Source organism: Pseudooceanicola profundus (assembly GCF_054919315.1).
In genome coordinates, this window is the sequence record NZ_CM142898.1 from 3,624,933 (window position 1) to 3,646,158 (window position 21,226).

Here is a 21,226-nt window from a genome sequence, read left to right on the forward strand (position 1 = left end):
AGACTGTTGAGTATGATTGAAGACCCAAGAATCAAGTTCTCGTCCGAGCTTCAGGCTGGCGCGCGGCTCTGCTTACTCCCATTTAGTCGGGTATATGCAGAGGAACCTATACAACTTGCCGAGAACCTCATCTTCTACCCACCAGGTTCGCTTTCAGCAGATGACCTTCATGTGGTCTCCTTTCCTGCCCATGAATGGCAGGAGGCCGTATGCCGTAGCGATGCTAACACTCCAGGAAGGATAGAGGCGTCGGGCTCCGATCTTACTTGGCTCAAAAGTGGCGCTACGCAGATCACTATTGACGACTTTTTCGACTGCGGGCTTCTGGCCTTACCGGTTGTTTTAAACTGGGATGAGTTCCTCGAAGCGAGAAATCACCAAGTGCATCTCGACGCAATCTCTGTGGCAGCGAGGCAAGCCGAAGCGATAATCGACTTGCTTCGGTTTTGGTATTGTAAGATCGACCTTCCTGACTCTCTTCCTGGCAGGGCCGGGTACTTGCCAAAGCGCCGTTTCACGGCAGGTTTGTTTTATAGCCTAGAGGATCACGAGAGTTACATCGTCGCGGGACAGTTAGTCACGCACGACATCGTGGCCGGGCTTGGCCTTGAAATCAACGAGGGCTGCTTTGTACCCGAGTTGGAGCACGGCGAAGTCGGCAACATAGCGCGACGTGGCCTTCGATTACACTCGACCGCTTTGGAAGCGGCAAGCGACACCGAAAAATTTCTCCAACTCATGACTCTCATAGAGTACTTGGCCGACCCCGACGGGTACATCGCCATGCAAAAAGTCAAAAAGCAAATTGGTCGCCACGTAGCTCAGGATCGGACAGAGTACGACGAAATCATGCAAGATTTTCGTTTCCTTACAAGCATGGGTAAAGACAGTAGTGGCAGGGATCCGGGCTTGCGACACAATGTCGTGCACGTTGGCGCGAATTTAGAGGACCTTTTGGATCAGGCCGAAAGGCGAGACGTCCTTAATCGGGTCAATCGCTATATAGGAGTTGTCCTTACGCACTTCATCGAGCGGTCGGACAAGGGCTGGGACGCCATCGAACATTACCGCAGCGAGAGAGGCATTGCGCTTGGGTTGGAAGCAGACGTGTAGCATTTGCTCAACCGGACAGGGCGTCCATCCATAGCGCAACGAAAGTCCCAAAAGCCCGCAGAGCTGACCTTGGCACGCCAGGTCATGCTGTGTGACGATCATAGATCGCGGGTTTGGGCAAGCTGCACCGCAGCAAAGCCCGACTTGCCGAAAGTCCGGTTTGGGCCGAGAGTCGAACAAGGAACACTCAGCCCTTGTTCTTATGATCCTTCGCGACAATTATGCCAGCTTTACCTGTCACAAGAACCACGACGGCACCGATCCAACCAACGAAAAATGAATTAATTGCGACAGCGGTGCCCATCAACGCTAGCCCCATGTTTCCGACCAAGAGCGTGAAAACCATGGCGCACAGGAAAGGAACGACCAACAAAATCTGCACAAAGATGGGATAACTGCGGAAGCGCTTCCAAATGGCGCCGGCAAGAGGTTTCGCGCGTTCGAACATTTGGTGGCTTTCTGTAACTCTACTGTTGCTATGATTGCATTTATTGAGCGGCCAAAGTCAACAGTCGGGCTGGGACGAAGCTCCCTAGGCCGGCGATATCGCTGCAAGATATATGAAAGTCTGCTTTGGTAGACCGCAACGCAGCATCGCGATCGAGGGGCAAGGTCCGCTATGGGCCGGAAGCGTCGGTGGCAGGTCACCCGGCACTCTCTATGCGTGCGGCCTCATCGTAGTCCGCTTCATCTTCCAGCCGAGGCATCAGCCAGGTGAACCTCACTGGCTCTGGGCCGTCTGGACGCATACCGTCTGAATGCGATTTCGAGAAGGCGTTCGAGTGAGGTTGACCGTGCCATCCCTGCTAGGTGTCTTGAACCTAAGCTACGCTCAGATTCTCCTGCTGAACTTGCCGCCTCGCGTCATCATAGGCGTTGTTGAACACTAGCTGCTGTTCTTGGCTCAAATGCTCTTTTCTAGCTGCGCAAAACTCAAGTGCTTCCCTTGGATTGTCTGCGATGTCGGTGTCTGCGCCGAGGTCCAAGGCCAGCATTCCGATCTTCGTGATCATTGGTTTTCCTTTCGATTCATGGGGACTGTGAGGGGCTCAGTGAAGGAATGGTGGAGCTGTCTCGACACTATGAACCCGATCGGAAGGCGTTCTCTCTTTCCCAAACGCGTGTGTAGCTGATCCGTTCGGCTGAATGTACCAAGCCGCTCCGTTCCATTCTTCGCAATAGGCTGAGAATACCGCTGTTACTCATGCCAAGCAGCTCCCTGAGTTCGGATTGTGTCCTTGGGTGGGCAAGTGCTCGGTATACGCGCTCTTGGCGCAGTTCGGCTTGTGAACGCCTCTTCCCGGAGGCGCGCCTAATATCCCATCGTTTAGGCATGTTACTGCATATTGGGCGAAACGGCTTTGAGGCGGACGCCACGGCCGCCTTGAAGGCTTTGCGCTCCTTCCCCGATCAGCTCAACACCTGCGTCATCCAGCGCCGCGACAATCTTGACTAGGCTGTCGATCACCCCGCGCACGTTGCCATTGCAGGCCTCCATTCTCTGTATGGTCGGCACGGACAGCCCTGAGAGTTCCGCAAGCCGCTTCTGGTCGATACCCAGCAGGGCACGTGCGGCTCTCATTTGCATCGAAGTGATCATGTCAGGCGCAGCCTATCAGTATAAAAGTGCAAGGTATCTATCGTGATGTTTGAAATATCAATAGCGATCTTTGGGCGGTATGGGGCGTGTACTCGAGCCGTGGCTTGGGTTCGGGCGGCTAGCCGTTTCAAAGTTCACGATCTGTTTTTGCTTTGTCCTTTGAAATGATTGACGTTGATCCTTTGATTTTATTGGGGTTTTCAGGCTATCCTGAACCATCTCTACGGCGGCATGGACGAACCCGAGCTCAAGATCATCGATGTCTTCATCTGCAAATTGCGCAAGAAGCTGTCCACTGCCACGGGCGGCGAGAATTATATCGAGACGGTCTGGGGACGGGGCTACGTGCTGCGCGATCCGGAGCCGAGCGAGATCAACGAAGAGCGGCTCGCGATCCGCGCCTGACGGGGCTGGCGCGGGCTGCGCAGACCACGCACCTTCAGGCGCCGGCGGGGGGCTGAAGGCCCAAGGACCAGCATGCCGTGACACTCACCTGCCCCGGGGCGCGCGGGGCGGTTCGCCACTCACGGAACGGCATGCGGTCTGCGGGTCTGGACCCGGGCCGCGGGCCCGCCTATCACTGGCCTGATCACAGACTTCAGGGCAGGGGCAGGCATGACAGCCGACATTTCCGTATCCGATCTCACGGAAGCACAGGCGAAGGAGGAGCTTGCGCGGCTCGCAGACCTTCTGGCGCGCGCCAATACCGCCTATCACGGCGAGGATGCGCCGGAGATTTCGGACGCGGACTATGACGCGCTGAAGATCCGCAACGCCGAGATCGAAGACCGTTTCCCCGATCTGAAACGCAGCGACAGCCCCAGCGAGCAGGTCGGCGCCGCCCCGGCGGAGGGCTTTGCCAAGGTGACCCATGCGCAGCGCATGATGTCGCTGTCGAATGCCTTCACCGACGAGGATGTCACGGATTTCGACGCCCGCGTGCGGTCCTACCTCAACCTCGGGGCGCAGGCCCCGCTGCCCTTCACGGCGGAGCCCAAGATCGACGGGCTCTCGCTCTCTCTGCGGTACGAAGACGGCAAGCTGGTGCAGGCGGCCACCCGCGGCGACGGCGAAGTGGGCGAGAATGTCACGGCCAACGCGCGCACCATCGCGGATATCCCCGAGCAGATCGCCGGCGCGCCCAAGGTGCTGGAGGTTCGGGGCGAGGTCTACATGAGCCACGAGGATTTCGAGGCCCTGAACCAGCGCCAGGCCGAGGCGGGCGCCAAGACCTTTGCCAACCCGCGCAACGCCGCCGCCGGGTCCCTGCGCCAGCTCGACGCGGAGATCACCCGCGCCCGCCCGCTGCGCTACTTCGCCTACGCCTGGGGCGAGCTCTCGGAGCCGTTGGGGGAGACGCAGGTCGAGGCCCTTGCGCGGCTGAAGGACTTCGGCTTCGTGACCAACCCGCTGACGCAACTCTGCGATGGCCCCGCGGAGATGATGGAGCACTACCGCGCAATCGAGGCGCAGCGCGCCACGCTCGGTTATGATATCGACGGCGTGGTCTACAAGGTGAACTACATCGCCCTGCAGGCCCGGCTCGGCTTCCGCTCCACCACGCCCCGCTGGGCCATCGCGCACAAGTTCCCCGCCGAACTGGCCTGGACCCGGCTGGAGGCGATCGACATCCAGGTCGGCCGCACCGGGGCACTCAGCCCGGTGGCGCGGCTGCACCCGGTGACCGTGGGCGGGGTCGTCGTCTCCAACGCGACGCTGCACAACGAGGATTACATCGCCGGGCGCGATGCGAAGGGCAACGAGATCCGCGGCGGCAAGGACATCCGCGTGGGCGACTGGGTGCAGGTCTACCGCGCCGGGGACGTGATCCCCAAGGTGGCAGATGTGGACCTGTCGAAGCGGCCCGAGGGGACCGAGCCCTTCACCTTCCCGACCCGCTGCCCCGAGTGCGGTTCGGAGGCGGTGCGCGAGGAAGGCGACGCCGTGCGTCGCTGCTCTGGCGGGATGATTTGCCCTGCGCAGGCCGTTGAAAAGATGAAGCATTTCGTCTCCCGGTCGGCCTTCGACATCGAGGGGCTGGGGGCCAAGCAGGTGGAGAAATTCCACGATCTGCACTGGATCGCGGAGCCTGCGGACATCTTCACGCTTCAGACCCGTGATGAGGCGGGCAAGCTCCTGATTTCGGAAGAGAAACTGCGCTCCGAGATCGAGGAGACCCAGGCCCGCTACATCCAGGAGGGCCAGCCCGAGGCTTTCCGCGCGCATTACGAAGAGGCGCTCGGTCCGCAAGATCCGCTGTTCCGCTGGACGCCCGAGACGGTGGCCGCGGAGATGATCAAGGCCGCACGCACGCCGCTTGCCGAAACCAAGGGCTGGGGCGAGAAGAGCGCGAAGAACCTCTTCCAGGCGATTGAGGGAAAAAGACAAATTCCGCTCTCCCGGCTGCTTTTCGCGCTCGGCATTCGCCATGTTGGCGAAGTTGTCGCCCGCGATCTGGCCCGCGCCTACCACAGCTGGGAGGCGTTCCTGTCGGCGGTGGATCGCGCTTTGCCAGCCTATGAGCGCTACCGCCGCGCCGCTGAAGCGGTGAGTGCGGAACGCGCTGCCGCGGCCGCCGAAGGCCGCCGCGCACAGGTCACCCAGACCCGCGAAGCGATCTGGGCCGAGGACCCGGCTGTCGCGCCGGAGGCCCGGGCCGCCTGGGATGACCTCGTCGGGATTGACGGCATCGGCGACGCGGTGGCCGCGGCGCTCTGCACCGCCTTCTCGCAGAAGGCGGAGCGGGCCTCGATCCTGCGCCTCGTCGGGCAACTCTCCCCGCAGGAGGAAGCCGCGCCGCAGACGACCGACAGCCCGGTCGCGGGCAAGACGGTGGTCTTCACCGGCAAGCTCGAGAAGATGTCGCGGGACGAGGCGAAGGCCCGGGCCGAGGCGCTTGGCGCCAAGGTGTCGGGCTCGGTCTCCTCCAAGACGGACCTGCTGGTGGCGGGTCCGGGCGCAGGATCGAAGGCCAAGAAGGCCGCCGATCTGGGCATCGAGACCATCGACGAGGACGGCTGGCTCGCGCTGATCGAGGGGCTATGAGCGCCCGGCCCGAGGTCCTCTTTCCGCTCTTTGCCGGGCTGGAGACGCTGGAGGGCGTCGGGCCGAAGACCGCCAAGGCCTTGGACCATATGGGGGTGTCGCTGCCGCGCGACATGCTCTTCGTCTTGCCACACGCCGCCATCGACCGCCGCCGCCGCGAGACGATCCGCGGGCTGGAGATGCCCTGCGTCGCCACGGTCGAGGTGGAGATCGGGGCGCATCGCCCGGCCAGTCGGCGCGGCGGCACCTACCGGGTGAACGTGCGCGACGCGGAGGAGGAGTTCCAACTGGTCTTCTTCCATGCGCGCGGCGACTACCTGAAGAAACTGCTGCCCCCGGGCGAACGGCGGCTGGTCTCCGGCAAGCTGGAGTATTTCGACGGCATGGCGCAGATGGTCCATCCGGATCACGCGCTCCCGCCGGAGGAGGCGTCGTCGATTCCGGATTTCGAGCCGGTCTATCCGCTGACCGCGGGCGTCACCCAGAAGCTGATGGCGAAGGCCACGCAATCCGCCGTGGCCCGCGCGCCGGAACTGGCGGAGTGGATCGACCCGCAGCAGAAGGCGCGCGCGGAATGGCCGGATTGGCACGCAGCGCTGGCGGCCGCCCATGCGCCCGACCGGCCCGGTGCGGTCTCGCCCGCCGATCCGGCCCGCGAGCGGCTGGCCTATGACGAGCTTTTCGCGCATCAGCTGACGCTGGCGCTCGCCCGGCGGGGGATGCGGCGCGGCAAGGGCATTCCGTCCCATGGCGACGGGAGGCTGCGGCAGCGCGTGCTGGCCTCGCTGCCCTATGCGCCGACCGGGGCACAGAGCCGTGCGGTGGAGGAGATCGCCAAGGACATGGCGTCGGACCGGCGCATGTCGCGGTTGCTGCAGGGCGACGTGGGGGCCGGCAAGACGCTGGTGGCGCTGATGGCGCTGCTCGTGGCCGTGGAAGCCGGCGGGCAGGGCGTCATGATGGCGCCCACCGAGATCCTCGCCCGCCAGCACCTCGAGGGGCTGGCCCCGCTGGCACAGGCGGCCGGCGTGCGGGTCGAGATCCTGACCGGGCGTGACAAGGGGGCGGACCGGCGGGAGAAGCTGGCCGATCTGGCCGAGGGCCGGATCGACATCCTCGTCGGCACCCACGCGGTCTTCCAGGCGGACGTGGCGTTTCACGACCTGCGCCTTGCGATCGTCGACGAGCAGCACCGTTTCGGCGTGCGGCAGCGACTGGAACTGGGCAAGAAGGGCGCCGGCGCCGACGTCCTGGTGATGACCGCGACGCCGATCCCGCGCTCGCTTGCCCTGGCGCAATACGGCGACATGGATGTCTCGGTGCTGGACGAGAAGCCGCCCGGACGCAAGCCGGTGACCACGGCGCTGGTCTCCTCGGGGCGCATGGCCGAGGTGGTCGATCACCTGCGCCGCGCCATTGCCGAGGGGCGGCAGGCCTATTGGGTCTGTCCTCTGGTGGAGGAAAGCGAGAGCGTCGACCTGACCGCGGCGGAGGATCGGTTCAAGCGGCTGCGGGCCGAACTGGGCGAAGGGGTCGTCGGGCTGGTCCACGGCCAGATGCCGCCCGCCGAGAAGGACGCCGCCATGGCGCGCTTCGTGGCGGGCGAAACGGCGGTGCTGGTGGCCACGACGGTGATCGAGGTGGGCGTGAACGTGCCCAATGCCTCGATCATGGTGATCGAGCGGGCCGAGATCTTTGGCCTTGCGCAGTTGCACCAGTTGCGGGGCCGGGTCGGGCGCGGCGAGGCGCAGGCGACCTGTCTGCTGATGTACCAGCCGCCGCTTGGCGAGACGGCGGAGAAACGGCTGACGCTCCTGCGCGAGACGGAGGACGGCTTCCGCATCGCCGAGGCCGACCTGCAGATCCGGGGCGCAGGCGACATGATCGGGACCGCGCAATCAGGGCTGCCGCGGTTCCGGGTGGCCGATCTCGAGTCGCAGGCGGCCCTCATGGCGGTGGCGCAGAGCGACGCGCGAACCCTGCTGACCATGGATCCGGAGCTGACCTCGCCCCGCGGGCAGGCCGCCCGGGTGCTGCTCTGGCTCATGGGGCAGGATCAGGCGATCCGATTGATTTCAGTGGGTTAGGGCGCGCCTTCCTTCCTGAGATGCGTTTTGTTCACAAATGTTCTTAAAAAGTTCTTTACTCGGCGGAATGGATATGAGAACAAAGTGGCAACACAGCGCAACGCAGCGGAGGTCATCATGGTTCAGCAAGTCAAATCGGTCGTCACCCGGTCCGGCATGGAGCTGGTACAGGACCTCGTCGGTGCGGTGGCGCTGATTGTCATCCTCGTCGGCAGCCTGCATCTGCCCGGCCTCGTCTGAGGGAGGCGCCGTTTCGACGTTCGATCCGTATTTCTGCCCGCATTTCCGTTAACCCGAGGGCCTGCCCGTCACGTTCCCCACATGTGACCCGCGCCGGGATGCCTGTCTTGGTTGCGCCGGGGTTGCCTCATCCCCCGGTTCCGCTCTCATCTGTCCCCGACGGAAATGTTCACTTACCGCCGCCTTCCGAAAGGGAGTGCGGCGGTTTTTTCTTTCGGGGCCGTCTGCCTTCCGTTCTGTTTTCCTTGGGCGCCGGCTTTCGTGGGCTCCGTCTTTCGTGGGCTCCGTCTTTCGCGGGCTCCATCTTTCGTGGGTCCCGTCTTCCTTTCCCGCCGTCTTCCCTGGGCCCCGTCTTTCCTGGCTGGCCGTTGTTCATGTGTGAGCGTCTTCAGGGCGGGGGCGAGCCCCGGCCCGGACGCCACTGCCGTGGTCCCTCTCGACGGTGCTCAGAACCGATAGGCCAGACGGAGCCCGCCCCAGTGGCGCCCCTGCACGAAGATCGGGGCGGAGAGGTCCTTCATCGTGACGTGCTGTCCGCCACCCATGTCACGGCGGTAGACCTGCAGCAGGAAGGGATCGGTATTGCGCCCGGCCTTCAACCCCACGCGGTCATCGAAGATGCGGCGGTTGCGGCAGTTGGCCGTGTTCCAGACCGGATCGGGACCCTGCATCTGCGAGAACTGACGGTTGTGCGTCGGCAGGTAGCCATTGCGATCAACGGCCGCGCAGAAGACCACCCGGCTGTCGAGCTTGAGGGCGGGCTCCTGTATCTCGGGCAGGAGGGCATCGGTCAGGGTGGTGTAGCGCGTGGTGAACTGCGGTGGATTGCTGCCGCGCACCTCGGCGTATGTCGTGTCGAACAGCTGGTCGGGCGTGATCCGCCCGGCGTCGAGCGCGGCCTCGAAGGCGGCGGCGATCCGGGCGGCGCGGTCCTGCACGTCGGTGATGAAGATCTGGTCGTCGGAGGTGCCGCCGATGGCGACGCTGTCCTCACCAACTGCTCGGAGGTCTCGATCAGGTTCTCCACGTGGCGGTGCGCTTCGGCGACGCCGCGGGTGCCCTCGGCGATCGACTCGGTGATCCGGGCGATCCGCGGGGCGAAGCCCTGCAGCGCCTCGCCGGCGGTCGAGGAATCGCTGGTGATCAGCGTGGTGCGTTCGTTGACCGCGCCGGCGATCTCGAGGGTTTCGGACAGTTTGATGCCGGTGTCCTGCCCGGCGCTGCGCATCTCTTCGGCCTTGCGGGCGAAGTCGCCGGATTCCGCCTGCAGCCGTCCGATCCATCCGGTCAGCGTGCTGACATTGCCCGCGATATCCTTGGCGGCGTGGCCGGTGTGGCGCGACAGTTCGTTGATCGCGTCGGCCACCACGGCAAAGCCCTTGCCGGCCTCGCCGGCGCGGGCGGCCTCGATCTTGGCGTTGATGGCGAGCATGTTGACCTGCGCCGCGATGGCGGCGATCTGCTCGTTGTCCTTCTCCACCGCGTCGAGGGTGACCTGAACCCCGCGCGCGCGGTCGTCGAGGGTGAGTACCCAGGTGATTACTTCCTCGGTGGTGAGGGCGGTGGCCTGCATCTGTGCGCCGGTGGCGCGCAGCGTGTCGAGCATCTGGCTGATGGCACCGGAGACCTTGGTCAGGGTCTCCATCGCACTGGCGTTCGACTGGACCACGCGGCCGGCGCCATCGCGCAGCTGCGCAAGGGCGGTGGCCTGCTGCTGCGACTGGTCCTCCAGCGCGTCGAGGTGGCCCGCAATCTCGACAATGGCGCGGCCCATCTTGGTCGCGGCGCGGGCGAGCCTGTCGAGATGGGCGCGATCGGGGCCATGCCCGGGCCCGGAAGCCGAAAGTGGAGGATCAGCCGGGGACTGCGCGTCAACCGGGCCCGTGCCGGCGCGGGTGCTGCTCGGACCGCCGTCCGGAGTGTCGGGTAGGCCCACCGGGCGGACAGTAGGGCCGATTGCTGGGTTAGGTGCGCGGCCCAGAAGAGGGCCGGTCGCGGGGATGTCGGGCTGTAGGGTCATGCGCGCCTTCGCTCCTGCGGATGGGGCAGCCTAGCCCCGCAGGTGCGAACAAGCGGTTAAGTGCGATCCGGAGGCGGAGACATCTGGCAGGGACGTCAGCCGAGGCGCCCGACCCGACCTGCGGGCCCACACCTCAGCCGAACGTCAGGCGCAATCGCGCTGCGCGATCTTGTCCATGGCCTCGGCGGTGGCCTCCAGCGTCAGCAGGATCGAGGCGTGGCGGTTCTTGTAGTCGCGCGCGGGGCGCAGCACCTCGAGCCCGTCGAAGGGGGCAGGCGGCGTCGGCCCGTCGTCCTTCAGCATTGCCTTCAGCGCATCGCGGGCGGCGTGGATCTGGTCCCGGTCGCAGCCGACCACATGGGCGCCCACCACCGCGGCGGCGGCCTGCCCGAGGGCACAGGCGCGCACCTCCTGGCCATAGTCGCTGATCCGGCCGTCGGTGACCTTCACGTCCACCGTCACGGTCGAGCCACAGAGCGGAGCGCGGCGTTTCACGGTCGCATCGGGGGCGTCCAGACGCTCCTGCCGGGGGATGTCCGAGGCGAGACCCAGAATCCGCTGGGAATAGAGTTTGATCAGGTCGCTGTCGCTCATGGCTGTCCTTTCCCCGCGGGCCTCTGTCGGGCGATGGCTGGCGCCGGGCGGGTCCTTCCCCTAGATAGTCCTCTCACGCCCGGATGCAAAAGGTTTTGCCGATGAACTTCGATCCCGACACGCTCAAATACGACGACAAGGGCCTGATCCCCGCCATCGCGCAGCAGGAGGGCACCGGCGAGGTGCTGATGATGGCCTGGATGAACGCCGCCTCGATCGCGCGCACGCTGGAGACCGGCCACGTGACCTACTGGTCGCGCTCGCGCCAGAGCTTCTGGGCCAAGGGCGAAAGCTCGGGGCACATGCAGCGGCTGGTGGAGATGCGGATCGACTGCGACCGCGACTGCCTGCTGCTGGTGGTGGACCAGACCGGGCCCGCCTGCCACACCAACCGGCGCAGCTGCTTCTACACCGCCGTCACCGGGGACGGTGAGGCGGAGCTGATGAAGCCCATGGTCTGACGCGCCTCAGAGGCCGACTTTGGCACGGACCTGTGCCGGGGTCAGCCCCTCGGCGCGGTAGAGCGCGATGGCCCGTGCGTCGTCGCGCTTGGCCAGCCGCTTGCCGGTCTCGTCGCGGATCAGGCGATGGTGGTGATAGGCGGGCCGGGGCAGGCCGAGGAGATGTTGCAGCACCACGTGGATCGGGGTCGCCTCGAAGAGGTCGGCCCCGCGGGTCACGAGGGTGACGCCCTGCGCGGCATCGTCCACCACCACCGAGAGGTGGTAGGAGGTGCCCATGTCACGCCGGGCGAGAACGATGTCGCCCACGCCCTCGACAAGGTGCCTGCGGTCGATAAAGATACGCCCGGTCCCCCCGTCTGGTCCGGTGCCTTCTTCTTCGAAAAGTATTTTGCAATCAATTTCTTGCAGAGCGAGGTGCATGTTTAGCCTGAGCGCCGTTCCCGCAGGCATCGGGCCCTCGGGCGGCTCAGTGGGACGGCAGGTGCCAGGGTAGACGATGCCGTCCGGGCCCATCAGCGGCGCGCCTTCCTGCGGGGCACTGGCGGCGGCGAGGATGTCACGCCGGTTGCAGTGGCAGGGGTAGAGCAGCCCGCGGTCCCAGAGCACGCGGAGCGCCGCCTCGTAGGCGGTCCTCCGGTCGGACTGGCGCATCACAGGTTCGGGCCAGCTGAGGCCGAGCCAGTGCAGGTCGTCGTAGATCTGCGCCTCCCACTCCGGGCGGGCGCGGCTCTGGTCGATGTCCTCGATCCTCAGCAGGAAGGTCCCGCCTGCTGCCTCGGCCAGATGCTGCGCCAGAAGCGCCGCGTAAGCGTGGCCAAGATGCAGCGGCCCCGTGGGCGACGGGGCAAAGCGCGTGACGGGACCGGAGGGCATGGAGGCCCCCCTCAGCCCTGCGCGGTCTGGCCTGCGAGCCAGCCGCTGAAGAGCTCCTTGGCCCGGTCGGTATAGCCCTTGTAGCGGTCCTTGCGGCCGCGCCGTCCACCACGCACGCCGTCGAGCGGCGGGAAGAGGCCGAAGTTCACGTTCATCGGCTGGAAGGTCTTGGCCTCCGCGCCGCCGGTGATGTGGGTGATCAGCGCGCCCATGGCGGTCTCGGCGGGCGGCGGGGGCAGGTCCTGCCCGAGGATCTCGGCCGCGGCCATGCGGCCGGCAAGCAGCCCCATGGCGGCGCTTTCCACGTAGCCCTCGACCCCGGTCACCTGACCGGCGAAGCGGATGTTGGGCCGGGATTTCAGCCGCATCCGGTCGTCGAGCAGCGTGGGCGAGTTGATGAATGTGTTCCGGTGGATGCCGCCAAGGCGCGCGAAGCTGGCGTTTTCAAGTCCGGGAATCATTTTGAAAACAGCGGTTTGTGCGCCGTACTTCATCTTCGTCTGGAAGCCGACGATATTGTAGAGCGTGCCGAGGGCATTGTCGCGGCGCAGCTGCACCACGGCATAGGCCTTTTCCTCGGGCTTGTGCGCGTTGGTCAGGCCCACGGGTTTCATCGGGCCGTGGCGCAGGGTTTCGCGGCCCCGTTCGGCCATGACCTCGATCGGCAGGCAGCCGTCGAAGTAGCCCGCCGTCTCGCCCTCGTGGAACTCGGTCTTCTCGGCGGCCAGCAGCGCGTCGATGAAGGCCTCGTACTGGTCCTTGGTCATCGGGCAGTTGAGATAGGCCTTCTGCTCTTCCTCGGTCTCGCCCTTGTCATAGCGCGACTGCATCCAGGCCGTGTCCATGTCGATGCTCTCGGCATAGACGATGGGGGCGATGGCGTCGAAGAAGGCGAGCCGTTCGGCCCCGGTCTCGGCCTGGATCGCGGCGCCGAGCGCGGAGGAGGTCAGTGGGCCGGTGGCGATGATCCAGTGGCCCTCGGTGGGCAGCTCGGTGATTTCCTCGCCCGAGACGCTGACATTGGGCAGCGCGGTCAGGGCGGCGGTCACGCTTTCGGCGAAGGGATCGCGGTCCACGGCGAGCGCGCCGCCCGCGGGCAGGCGGTGCTTGTCCGCGGTCTGCATGATCAGCCCGTCCGCCGCGCGCATCTCCCAGTGCAGGAGGCCCACGGCGTTCTGCTCGCTGTCGTCCGAGCGGAAGGAGTTGGAACAGACCATCTCGGCGAGTTTGCCGGTCTGGTGGGCGAAGGTGCCGACCTTGGGGCGCATCTCGTGGATCACCACGTTGACGCCCTGCTTGGCAGCCTGCCAGGCCGCTTCCGAACCGGCCATGCCGCCGCCGACGATATGCAATGTCTGTGTCATGCCCGCGCAGATAGGGGATCGGGGGCGATTTGGGAAGGGCTAGCGCAGGGGGCCGGGCGACAGGCCCGAGGGCAGCTGGTCCGGCGCGCCGCCCGCCGGGGTGAGGGCCCCGGTGTCGGTCAGGGCGAAGAGGAAGGCGAGGAGGTCGTCGACCTCTGCCGTGGTGAGCGATACCGGGGCCAGTTCGATGGCCCCGGCGATCGGCAGCCGGGCGTCGCCGGTGCCCGGGGCGCTGTCGAGGCGGACCCTGTGCACCCCCGGGCCACTGTCGAGGCCACTGTAGGAGGTGAGCGCCGCCATCGGATCGAGGTGATGGGTGACCATGGCGCGCAGGGAGCCATAGGCACCATTGTGGCCGTAGGGCCCGGTGAAGGCGACATTGCGCAGGCTCGGGGTCCGGAAGCGGTAGCGGTCTTCCTCCAGCCCGGTGACGCCGTAACGGCCCGGATCGGCCTCCGCGCCGGGGCGCGGTGGCACGCCGATGGCATGGAAGCCCTGATCGGTCTGGAACGGGCCCGCGTGGCAACTGCCACAGCCGGCGGGGCCGTAGAAAAGGTCCATGCCGCGGATCTGCTCCTCGGTCAGGGCGGCGCGGTCGCCACGCAGGTAGGCGTCGAACGGGCTGTCGATGGCGCGGAAGCTCTCGGTCACGTAGGCGGCGAGGGCCATGGCGATATCGGCGGGCGCAAGCGGGCGGGGCCCGGTGACGCTGGCAAACCCCTCGGCATAGGCGGACAGGGCGGCGATGCGGGCCGTGGTCGCCCCGGCGCTGCCGGGGGCGGCGGGCCGTCCGGCATGCGCGTCGATGCCCCGGTCAAGCGCGCTGTAGGCCTGCGCCGCCAGCACCGAGGGCAGCGGCCGGTCGAGCACGGCTCCGCCGGGCAGGCGCAGGCCGAAGGGGGCATCCGGATCGGCGGCGAGGCGGCCATCGCGGTAGAGCACCCCGCGATCATAGGCGCCGAGGTTCACGAGGCTGGGCGTGTCGCGGGCCAGTGGTGGGACCGGTGCACCGCGGGCGGGCGCATGGCAGCTGGCACAGGCGAGGGGACCACCGGCGGAGAGTACGGGATCGTGGAACAGGTCGCGCCCGAGGCGGACGAGTTCTGCATCCTGGGGCGGGAAATCCGAGGGGGTCACCGCGCCGGGCACGTCCGTAGCCTGAGAGAGAGAGGCCTGGAGGGACAGGATTGCGGCGGTGACCCACACTCGCATCGTTCAACACCTGAGTTGTTGAGGTGTCCCTGAGGGATAGCAAATTGAATTGTGTTCAGAAAGTGGCGATCTGGAAAAAATGCGGCAGAAATGTGGAAACGCTGTCGGGGGCATGAGGGCGCGCTACGGGGTGCCTGTGACGTGGGCAGTGGGGCTGCCGCTGGAGCCGCGCGGTGAGGATGTGCGTGTCGTGCGCGGGGGGAGACCAAGAATTTTCGAAAATTCTTGGCAAAATTCTTCGAAGAATTTTGCGTGTGGCGAGAGGGGCGCGCTGCCGGACCCGGGCTGTGTCCGGGGGCAGGCGCGGGAGGGGGCTGTCTGCCCCCTCTTGCGGGCGGGGCCCGCAATTCACCCCCGAGGATACTTCGGAACAGTGGATGGACGCTGTTACTGGGTCCAGTCGGGGGGGCGCTTCTCGATGAAGGCCTGTATGCCCTCGGCGGTGTCCCTATTCAGCATGTTCTCGACCATGACGTCTGCCGTGTGGGCATAGGCGGCGTCGACGGGAAGCTCGAGCTGGTCGTAGAAGGCGCGTTTGCCGATGCGGACGGCGGAGCCGAGCTTGGCGGCGATGGTTTCGGCCAGGGCGAGGGTTTCGCTCACCAGCGCCTCAAGAGGCACGGCGCGGTTGATCAGGCCGAGTGCCATGGCGCGGTCGGTGTCCAGGAAGGTGCCGGTGGTTAGCATCTCGAAGGCCTGCTTGCGCGGGATATTGCGGGAAAGCGCGACCATGGGTGTGGAGCAGAAGAGGCCGATATTCACGCCATTGACGCCGAAGCGGGTGCCCTCGGCCGCCACGGCGAGATCGCAGGAGGCGACGAGCTGGCAGCCCGCCGCGGTGGCGATGCCGTGGGGGCGGGCGATGACCGGCTGGGGCAGGGTGCGGATTGCCGTCATCACCTCGGTGCAGCGGGCGAAGAGATCGGCGAAATAGGCCGCGCCCCCGTCCTCGGCCTGGCGGCCCGCCTGCATCTCCTTCAGGTCGTGGCCGGCGCAGAAGGCCTTGCCCGCGCCCGAGAGGATCACGACGCGGATGCTGCGGTCTTCGGCCAGGCGGGCGAGTTCCGCCTTCAGGGCCGCCAGCATCCCGTCGGAGAGCGCGTTCAGCGATCCGGGCGCGGTCATCTGCAGGTGGGCAATGGCGCCCGTGTCGTGACGTTCCAGCAGGGACATCTTGTTCCTCCTCCTCTTTGGCGAAACTGTAGGGGCCGGAGAGGCCGATGGCCAGAGAGGTGGCCCGAGACGTGGCCAATGGGAGGATGAATGGCACTGAAGATGGATGTGGCGGCGCTGAACCGCTTTCTGGAAACGGAATTCGCGCAGGTGGCGGGGGAGTTCACCGTGGAGGCGGTGGAGGAGATGGCCGTCACGGTACGCCTGAACGTCGGGGAGCGGCACCTGCGGCCGGGGGGCACGGTCTCGGGGCCCACGATGTTCGCCCTGGCCGATGTCTCGGTCTACCTCGCGATCCTCGCCATGATCGGGCCCAAGGCGCTGGCCGTGACCACCGGCTGCTCCATGGACTTCATGCGCAAGCCCGCGGCGGCCACGGACCTGATCGGGCAGTGCCGCCTGCTGAAGCTGGGCCGGGTGCTGGCGGTGGGCGATGTGCTGATCTATTCCGAGGGCCTGGCGCAGCCCGTGGCGCGGGCCTCGATGACCTATTCGATTCCGCCGGAGCGGTGAGCTGCGGGCGCGTGCGGGTCAAAACGGGTGCAAAACGGGTCGAACTTGGTGGGGTAAAATAATACCGTTTTTCTAAGATGTTGTTTTGCAATGGTTTTGTCTGGATGGTTGTTGTTGACTGGATGCGCGAAGTGTTTATAACCCGCCCATCGAATTGCCCCGGGGGAGACGCTCTGCCCGGGGAAGCCACCAACAAGGGCACCCGAGATGAAAACCTTTTCTGCTACCCCGGCAGACATCGAGAAGAAATGGATCGTGATCGACGCCGAAGGCGTGGTCCTGGGCCGTCTCGCCTCGATCGTCGCCATGCGTCTGCGCGGCAAGCACAAGCCGTCCTTCACCCCCCACATGGACATGGGTGACAACGTCATCGTCATCAACGCCGACAAGGTGCAGATGACGGGCAAGAAGCGCGCCGAGAAAAAATACTACTGGCACACCGGCCACCCGGGCGGCATCAAGCACCGCACCGCGGAACAGATCCTCGAGGGTGCACACCCCGAGCGCGTCGTGACCGCTGCCGTCAAGCGCATGCTGCCGGGCAACCGCCTGAGCCGCACGCAAATGACCAACCTGCGCGTCTACGCAGGCGCCGAGCATCCGCACGAGGCGCAGGCGCCGGAAGTGCTGGATGTCAAATCCATGAACTCCAAGAACACGCGGAGCTGAAAATGGCCGAACAGATCAACTCGCTCGATGAGCTGAAAGGCGCCGTGTCGGAATCCGCAGCGGCTGTCGAGCTCGACGCGCCCCGCGAACCCGTCCGTGACGAACTCGGCCGCTCCTACGCCACCGGCAAGCGGAAAGACGCTGTCGCACGCGTCTGGATTAAGCCCGGCTCCGGCAAGGTCTCGGTCAACGGCAAGGACATGGACGCCTACTTCGCGCGCCCCGTTCTGCAGATGATCCTGCGCCAGCCCTTCACCGTGGCCGGCGTGGAAAACGAATTCGACGTCTATGCAACCGTCACCGGTGGCGGCCTCTCGGGCCAGGCCGGTGCGGTCAAGCACGGCATCTCGAAAGCGCTGCAACTCTACGATCCGTCGCTGCGTGGCGCTCTGAAAGCCGCTGGCTTCCTGACCCGCGACAGCCGCGTCGTCGAGCGGAAGAAATACGGTAAGGCCAAGGCCCGCCGCTCCTTCCAGTTCTCGAAGCGCTGATACGCTTTCGCATCGCACAGAGGAAAGGCCGCCCGAGTGGGGCGGCCTTTTCGCTTGGGAGCAGGTCCCCGGGGCAGCCTGTTCCATGTTTGGATGGCCCTGACACGTTTCCCCTTCATGGGCCCTCGGCAATGGGCCGCCTGCGAGCGGCATGGCCGACTAACCTTCAGACTTGGAACTTTGCTCCGTGATACTTTCCCCGCTTTCCCAAGCGCTTGAAGCGCGTGGTTATGAAACCCTTACCCCCGTTCAGGAGGCCGTCAGCGCGCCCGAACTCGCCGAGAAGGACCTTCTGGTCTCGGCGCAGACCGGCTCGGGCAAGACCGTCGGCTTCGGCATTGCGATTGCCCCCACGCTGCTGGGCGAGGCCGAACACTTCGGCCCGGCCGAGGCGCCGCTGGCCCTCGTGATCGCGCCGACGCGCGAACTGGCCTTCCAGGTGATGCGCGAACTTCAGTGGCTCTATGCCCGCACCGGGGCGCAGGTCGCCTCCTGCGTGGGCGGCATGGACATGCGGCAGGAACGCCGCACGCTGGAACGCGGCGCCCATATCGTCGTGGGCACGCCCGGCCGTCTGCGCGACCATATCGAACGCGGCTCGCTCGACATGTCGGGCCTGCGGGCCATCGTGCTGGACGAGGCCGACGAGATGCTCGACCTCGGCTTCCGCGAGGACCTCGAATTCATGCTGGGGCAGGCGCCCGAGGACCGGCGCACGCTGCTCTTCTCGGCCACCGTGCCGCCGATGATCGCCAAGCTGGCGGGACAGTTCCAGCGTGACGCCGAGCGGATCTCGACCATCAGCAAGACCGACCAGCACGCCGATATCTCCTATCAGGTGCTGCGCGTGGCCCAGTCCGATGGCGACAACGCCGTCTTCAACCTGCTGCGTTTCCACGAGGGCGAGAGCGCGATCGTCTTTGCCAACACCCGCGCCGCGGTGAACCATCTGACCGCGCGGCTGACCAACCGCGGCCTGCCGACGGTGAGCCTGTCGGGCGAGCTGAGCCAGACCGAACGGACCCATGCGCTGCAGGCGATGCGCGATGGCCGGGCCCGTGTCTGCGTGGCGACCGACGTGGCCGCCCGCGGCATCGACCTGCCGAACCTCTCGCTGGTGATCCATGCCGAGCTGCCGACCAACACCGAAAGCCTGCTGCACCGGTCGGGCCGCACGGGCCGCGCCGGGCGCAAGGGTGTCTCGGCGCTGATCGTCACGCCCAAGGTGGTGAAGAAGGCCGAGCGTCTGCTGAAATGGGCCAAGATCAGCGCGGAATGGACCCTGCCGCCCTCCGTCGAGGACGTGCTGGAGCGTGACGAGGCCCGGCTGCTGGCCGATCCCTCGTGGTCCGATCCGCTGAACGAGGACGAAGCGGCCTTTGCCGAGCGTCTTCTGGCGGCCCATTCTCCGCAGGAGATCGCGGGGGCCTTCCTGCGTCTGCACCGCCTGCGCCACGCCGCGCCCGAAGACCTGATGTCGCCGGACGAGCGGGGGCCCAAGCGCGAGCCGCGCGAGTTCGGGCCGAGCCGCTGGATCTCGCTCTCCGTCGGGCGCAATGACCGGGCGGAGGCACGCTGGCTGCTGCCGCTGCTCTGCCGCGCGGGTGACATCGAGAAGACCGCCATCGGCGCGATCCGGGTGCAGGACAGCGAGACTTATGTCGAACTGGCCGAGCCCGCGATCGACGGCTTCATGACGGCACTTGGCGACGGCACGCTGGAGCAGGGCATCACCGCGACGCTGATGGAGGGCGCACCCGTGCTGCCCGCCCGCAGCCCGCGTCCGCCCCGCGACGACCGCGGCCCCCGTGGCCCGCGTGAGGATCGTGGTCCGCGCGGCCCGCGCGAGGATCGCGGCCCCCGTGGTCCGCGTCCCCAGCGTGACGATTTCGCCGCCCGTGGCCCGCGGCGGCCCTACGATGACGGCGATGCGCCCCGTGGGCCCAAGCCCGCGCCGCGTCCGCGCCGCGAGGAAAGCGCCTACCACCCCGATGGCCCGGCAGAGGCCTCGGACAGCCGCCCGGCGCCCAAGCGCAAGGGCGTCTGGAAGACCGAGAAGCCGTCCCACGAAGGGGCCCACGGTCCGGCCAAGGCGCGCGGCAAGCCGAAGGACGACAAGCCCAAGGGTGGCAAGCCCGCCGGCAAGTTCGCCAAGCCCGGCGGCAAGCCTGCCGCGAAGGGCAAGGCGCCTGCCAAGGGCGGAAAGCCCGCGGGCAAGTTCGCCAAGCCGCGCCCCGGTGGCGGTGAGCCGCCCAAGCGCAAGAACTGATCACTGCGATCTGCGGGCCGTCCCTCTCCGGGGCGGCCCGTGTCCGTTCGGGGGGCCGGGCCCCGATGCGATGTCACCTGCCGCGGCGCGGTGCGGCGATGACGGAAGTGCGTTGCGGGACCGGAGGGAGGGCTGGCCGCGGCGCGATGGGTGAAGGCGGGACGGAGTTGGCGAGGCAGGACGGGGCGGGCCGGCGCAGGGCGGACCGTGCGAGGGCTGGTCTCGAGCGACGCTGCGCATTGGCAGGGTGCGCCTGGACCGGGCCGGAGGGTCGCCGTGCTGTGCTGTGGCGGGGCGGGTACGCGGATGGGCCTCGGCGCGGGCGGGCATGGTATTGCCGCGCCGGATCGGCTATGGCGCCGGGAGTTGGGCAGGGAGACACCGATGCAGGACCAGTCGATGCAGGATCAGACCATTCTGGCGCGGATCGCGCCCTCGATGCCGCGTCGGCTGTTCGGGACGGCGGTATTGCTGGGGCTGGGGGCGCTGCTGCTTTATCTCGCGCTGGCCACGCCGGTGCAGGGGGTGATCCTGAAACTGTTGCTGATCGCCCTTGCGCTTGGCGCGCTCTGGGTTGCGGGGCTGCTCTATGGCGCCACCCGGCACGAGTTGCAGCTGACCGAGGCCGGGCTGCGTGACAGCACCGGCGTGATGATCGCGCCCATGGCGCTGATCGAGCGCGTGGATCGTGGCACCTTCGCCTTCAAACCCTCCAACGGGTTCCTGCTGCGGCTGCGGCCGGGGGCGGGGGGCGTGCTCTGGCGGCCGGGTCTCTACTGGCGGTTCAGCGGGCGCGTTGGCGTCGGTGGGGTGGCCAAGGCGGCCGAGACCAAGCAGATGGCCGATATCATCGCGGTGAAGCTGGCGGACCGCGCCGCCGAGAGTTGAGGGCGGGCGTGCCGGTCGACAGGCCGGGACGCGCCCCGCGCGTCACTCGAAGGTGACCTGCGGCGCAAAGCGGGGCCGGACGAAGACGAAGGTCCGGATCGCGAAATCATCCATCCCGATCCGGAACGGCAGTTCGTAGGTCGTCCAGGTCTCCACGAGGATGATGCGCTCGTCCTCGGGCATGATCGGCAGCCGGTTGTTCCAGTCGCGGATATCGTTGTCGGTCAGGGCACTGCGTGCGCCGCGGGCCTCGGACCAGTCGACAAGGAAATAGTCGGGATCCTCTGTCCAGCGAAGCTGGCTGATCCGCATCGCCGTGCCGTCGTTCACCCGCGCCAGGTATTCGAAGAGCGTCAGCGCCCCGTTGATATAGGTGTCGTCGATGGCCGTCGTCTCGCGCGAAAGCATGTCCGCGACGGTGAAGGCGGCCTTTTCGTTGATGTTGTACTGCCGGACCATGTCATAGAAGGTGAACATGCCCAGGTAGCCCCAGATCAGGATCGGGAACATCACCACCGCCTCGATGGCCACGGTGCCGCGGGTGTCGCGGGTGAACCGGGCGAAGGGGCGGGACAGCCGGGCGCAGAGGGTGCGGATCGGGGTCAGCATGG

General features: G+C 66.4%; 21 protein-coding genes and 1 pseudogene. 11 read left to right on the forward strand and 11 right to left on the reverse strand.

Going from position 1 to position 21,226, the window contains the following annotated elements; genetic code table 11:
• Positions 1–12: 12 nt before the first annotated feature.
• Positions 13–1,113 (forward strand): hypothetical protein, encoded by a 1,101-nt coding sequence (locus ACX9MO_RS16660; RefSeq protein WP_462212648.1) that lies wholly within the window; start codon positions 13–15, stop codon positions 1,111–1,113.
• A gap of 187 nt (positions 1,114–1,300) precedes the next feature.
• Here the strand turns inward: ACX9MO_RS16660 and ACX9MO_RS16665 are convergent, their stop codons facing one another.
• From ACX9MO_RS16665 to ACX9MO_RS16675, 3 genes are all read right to left on the reverse strand, one after another.
• Positions 1,301–1,561 carry a hypothetical protein gene (locus ACX9MO_RS16665; RefSeq protein WP_462212649.1) on the reverse strand — a complete coding sequence of 87 codons (261 nt, stop codon included), beginning with the start codon at positions 1,559–1,561 and terminating at the stop codon, positions 1,301–1,303.
• Positions 1,562–1,934: 373 nt separating this feature from the next.
• Positions 1,935–2,126, reverse strand: a complete 192-nt coding sequence (locus tag ACX9MO_RS16670; protein WP_462212650.1) for a hypothetical protein — start codon at positions 2,124–2,126, stop codon at positions 1,935–1,937.
• A 323-nt stretch (positions 2,127–2,449) separates the two neighbouring features.
• Positions 2,450–2,713: a helix-turn-helix domain-containing protein gene (locus tag ACX9MO_RS16675; RefSeq protein WP_462212651.1), complete on the reverse strand. Its 264-nt coding sequence runs from the start codon at positions 2,711–2,713 to the stop codon at positions 2,450–2,452.
• Positions 2,714–2,914: 201 nt separating this feature from the next.
• On the opposite strand from ACX9MO_RS16675, the pseudogene ACX9MO_RS16680 reads away from it, so the two are divergent.
• The 4 genes and pseudogenes from ACX9MO_RS16680 to ACX9MO_RS16695 all read left to right on the forward strand — a co-directional run.
• Positions 2,915–3,118 (forward strand): annotated as a pseudogene (locus ACX9MO_RS16680) (winged helix-turn-helix domain-containing protein); the annotation flags it as partial.
• Positions 3,119–3,328: 210 nt separating this feature from the next.
• Entirely contained in the window at positions 3,329–5,758 is a 2,430-nt protein-coding gene (gene ligA, locus ACX9MO_RS16685; protein ID WP_462212652.1) for an NAD-dependent DNA ligase LigA, read from the forward strand.
• Positions 5,755–7,845, forward strand: coding sequence for an ATP-dependent DNA helicase RecG (recG, locus tag ACX9MO_RS16690; protein ID WP_462212653.1), 2,091 nt, complete (start codon positions 5,755–5,757; stop codon positions 7,843–7,845). The genes ligA and recG overlap by 4 nt, the downstream gene beginning before the upstream one ends.
• Positions 7,846–7,962: 117 nt before the next feature.
• The gene (locus ACX9MO_RS16695; RefSeq protein WP_261397834.1) at positions 7,963–8,085 is read left to right on the forward strand and encodes a hypothetical protein; all 123 of its coding nucleotides are present in this window, start codon (positions 7,963–7,965) and stop codon (positions 8,083–8,085) included.
• Positions 8,086–8,531: 446 nt separating this feature from the next.
• Here the strand turns inward: ACX9MO_RS16695 and ACX9MO_RS16700 are convergent, their stop codons facing one another.
• The 3 genes from ACX9MO_RS16700 to ACX9MO_RS16710 form a co-directional block, all read right to left on the reverse strand.
• Positions 8,532–8,924, reverse strand: a complete 393-nt coding sequence (locus ACX9MO_RS16700) for a hypothetical protein (protein ID WP_462212654.1) — start codon at positions 8,922–8,924, stop codon at positions 8,532–8,534.
• On the reverse strand, positions 8,876–9,859 hold the full coding sequence (locus ACX9MO_RS16705) for a methyl-accepting chemotaxis protein (protein ID WP_462212655.1): 984 nt from the start codon (positions 9,857–9,859) through the stop codon (positions 8,876–8,878). Before ACX9MO_RS16705 ends, ACX9MO_RS16700 begins: the two co-directional genes overlap by 49 nt.
• Positions 9,860–10,249: 390 nt before the next feature.
• Positions 10,250–10,699, reverse strand: a complete 450-nt coding sequence (locus ACX9MO_RS16710) for an iron-sulfur cluster assembly scaffold protein (protein WP_462212656.1) — start codon at positions 10,697–10,699, stop codon at positions 10,250–10,252.
• Between the two features lie 83 nt (positions 10,700–10,782).
• Between ACX9MO_RS16710 and hisI the strand changes: the two genes are divergently transcribed.
• Positions 10,783–11,160: a phosphoribosyl-AMP cyclohydrolase gene (gene hisI, locus ACX9MO_RS16715; protein ID WP_462212657.1), complete on the forward strand. Its 378-nt coding sequence runs from the start codon at positions 10,783–10,785 to the stop codon at positions 11,158–11,160.
• Between the two features lie 6 nt (positions 11,161–11,166).
• Here hisI and gluQRS read toward each other — a convergent pair whose 3' ends face one another.
• The 4 genes from gluQRS to ACX9MO_RS16735 form a co-directional block, all read right to left on the reverse strand.
• Entirely contained in the window at positions 11,167–12,036 is an 870-nt protein-coding gene (gene gluQRS, locus ACX9MO_RS16720) for a tRNA glutamyl-Q(34) synthetase GluQRS (RefSeq protein WP_462212658.1), read from the reverse strand.
• A gap of 11 nt (positions 12,037–12,047) precedes the next feature.
• Positions 12,048–13,400, reverse strand: a complete 1,353-nt coding sequence (trmFO, locus tag ACX9MO_RS16725; protein ID WP_462212659.1) for a methylenetetrahydrofolate--tRNA-(uracil(54)-C(5))-methyltransferase (FADH(2)-oxidizing) TrmFO — start codon at positions 13,398–13,400, stop codon at positions 12,048–12,050.
• 39 nt (positions 13,401–13,439) lie between these two features.
• Positions 13,440–14,612 carry a cytochrome-c peroxidase gene (locus tag ACX9MO_RS16730; protein ID WP_462212660.1) on the reverse strand — a complete coding sequence of 391 codons (1,173 nt, stop codon included), beginning with the start codon at positions 14,610–14,612 and terminating at the stop codon, positions 13,440–13,442.
• 387 nt (positions 14,613–14,999) lie between these two features.
• The gene (locus tag ACX9MO_RS16735; RefSeq protein WP_462212661.1) at positions 15,000–15,785 is read right to left on the reverse strand and encodes an enoyl-CoA hydratase; all 786 of its coding nucleotides are present in this window, start codon (positions 15,783–15,785) and stop codon (positions 15,000–15,002) included.
• Positions 15,786–15,875: 90 nt separating this feature from the next.
• Here ACX9MO_RS16735 and ACX9MO_RS16740 point away from each other — a divergent pair, with 90 nt between their 5' ends.
• From ACX9MO_RS16740 to ACX9MO_RS16760, 5 genes are all read left to right on the forward strand, one after another.
• Positions 15,876–16,298 (forward strand): PaaI family thioesterase, encoded by a 423-nt coding sequence (locus tag ACX9MO_RS16740; protein ID WP_222489723.1) that lies wholly within the window; start codon positions 15,876–15,878, stop codon positions 16,296–16,298.
• A 207-nt stretch (positions 16,299–16,505) separates the two neighbouring features.
• Positions 16,506–16,967, forward strand: coding sequence for a 50S ribosomal protein L13 (gene rplM / locus ACX9MO_RS16745; protein WP_222489724.1), 462 nt, complete (start codon positions 16,506–16,508; stop codon positions 16,965–16,967).
• Between the two features lie 2 nt (positions 16,968–16,969).
• Entirely contained in the window at positions 16,970–17,458 is a 489-nt protein-coding gene (rpsI, locus tag ACX9MO_RS16750; protein ID WP_222489725.1) for a 30S ribosomal protein S9, read from the forward strand.
• 190 nt (positions 17,459–17,648) lie between these two features.
• A complete protein-coding gene (locus ACX9MO_RS16755) occupies positions 17,649–19,727 on the forward strand; it encodes a DEAD/DEAH box helicase (RefSeq protein ID WP_462214468.1) in 2,079 nt (692 codons plus the stop codon).
• 384 nt (positions 19,728–20,111) lie between these two features.
• Entirely contained in the window at positions 20,112–20,615 is a 504-nt protein-coding gene (locus ACX9MO_RS16760; protein ID WP_462212662.1) for a hypothetical protein, read from the forward strand.
• Positions 20,616–20,657: 42 nt separating this feature from the next.
• Here ACX9MO_RS16760 and ACX9MO_RS16765 read toward each other — a convergent pair whose 3' ends face one another.
• A complete protein-coding gene (locus tag ACX9MO_RS16765) occupies positions 20,658–21,224 on the reverse strand; it encodes a TadE/TadG family type IV pilus assembly protein (protein ID WP_222489726.1) in 567 nt (188 codons plus the stop codon).
• Positions 21,225–21,226 lie beyond the last annotated feature (2 nt).

What these genes read in the sequence shown, in the direction of transcription:
- ACX9MO_RS16695 (WP_261397834.1), top strand. Translation starts at nt 7,963, where the DNA reads ATGGTTCAGCAAGTCAAATCGGTCGTCACCCGGTCCGGCATGGAGCTG.
- ACX9MO_RS16765 (WP_222489726.1), bottom strand. Translation starts at nt 21,224, where the DNA reads ATGCTGACCCCGATCCGCACCCTCTGCGCCCGGCTGTCCCGCCCCTTC.
- ACX9MO_RS16710 (WP_462212656.1), bottom strand. Translation starts at nt 10,699, where the DNA reads ATGAGCGACAGCGACCTGATCAAACTCTATTCCCAGCGGATTCTGGGT.
- ACX9MO_RS16760 (WP_462212662.1), top strand. Translation starts at nt 20,112, where the DNA reads ATGCAGGACCAGTCGATGCAGGATCAGACCATTCTGGCGCGGATCGCG.
- ACX9MO_RS16665 (WP_462212649.1), bottom strand. Translation starts at nt 1,561, where the DNA reads ATGTTCGAACGCGCGAAACCTCTTGCCGGCGCCATTTGGAAGCGCTTC.
- rpsI (WP_222489725.1), top strand. Translation starts at nt 16,970, where the DNA reads ATGGCCGAACAGATCAACTCGCTCGATGAGCTGAAAGGCGCCGTGTCG.
- rplM (WP_222489724.1), top strand. Translation starts at nt 16,506, where the DNA reads ATGAAAACCTTTTCTGCTACCCCGGCAGACATCGAGAAGAAATGGATC.
- gluQRS (WP_462212658.1), bottom strand. Translation starts at nt 12,036, where the DNA reads ATGCCCTCCGGTCCCGTCACGCGCTTTGCCCCGTCGCCCACGGGGCCG.
- recG (WP_462212653.1), top strand. Translation starts at nt 5,755, where the DNA reads ATGAGCGCCCGGCCCGAGGTCCTCTTTCCGCTCTTTGCCGGGCTGGAG.
- ACX9MO_RS16705 (WP_462212655.1), bottom strand. Translation starts at nt 9,859, where the DNA reads ATGGGCCGCGCCATTGTCGAGATTGCGGGCCACCTCGACGCGCTGGAG.
- ACX9MO_RS16660 (WP_462212648.1), top strand. Translation starts at nt 13, where the DNA reads ATGATTGAAGACCCAAGAATCAAGTTCTCGTCCGAGCTTCAGGCTGGC.
- ACX9MO_RS16730 (WP_462212660.1), bottom strand. Translation starts at nt 14,612, where the DNA reads ATGCGAGTGTGGGTCACCGCCGCAATCCTGTCCCTCCAGGCCTCTCTC.
- hisI (WP_462212657.1), top strand. Translation starts at nt 10,783, where the DNA reads ATGCAAAAGGTTTTGCCGATGAACTTCGATCCCGACACGCTCAAATAC.
- trmFO (WP_462212659.1), bottom strand. Translation starts at nt 13,400, where the DNA reads ATGACACAGACATTGCATATCGTCGGCGGCGGCATGGCCGGTTCGGAA.
- ACX9MO_RS16740 (WP_222489723.1), top strand. Translation starts at nt 15,876, where the DNA reads ATGGCACTGAAGATGGATGTGGCGGCGCTGAACCGCTTTCTGGAAACG.
- ligA (WP_462212652.1), top strand. Translation starts at nt 3,329, where the DNA reads ATGACAGCCGACATTTCCGTATCCGATCTCACGGAAGCACAGGCGAAG.
- ACX9MO_RS16670 (WP_462212650.1), bottom strand. Translation starts at nt 2,126, where the DNA reads ATGATCACGAAGATCGGAATGCTGGCCTTGGACCTCGGCGCAGACACC.
- ACX9MO_RS16675 (WP_462212651.1), bottom strand. Translation starts at nt 2,713, where the DNA reads ATGATCACTTCGATGCAAATGAGAGCCGCACGTGCCCTGCTGGGTATC.
- ACX9MO_RS16735 (WP_462212661.1), bottom strand. Translation starts at nt 15,785, where the DNA reads ATGTCCCTGCTGGAACGTCACGACACGGGCGCCATTGCCCACCTGCAG.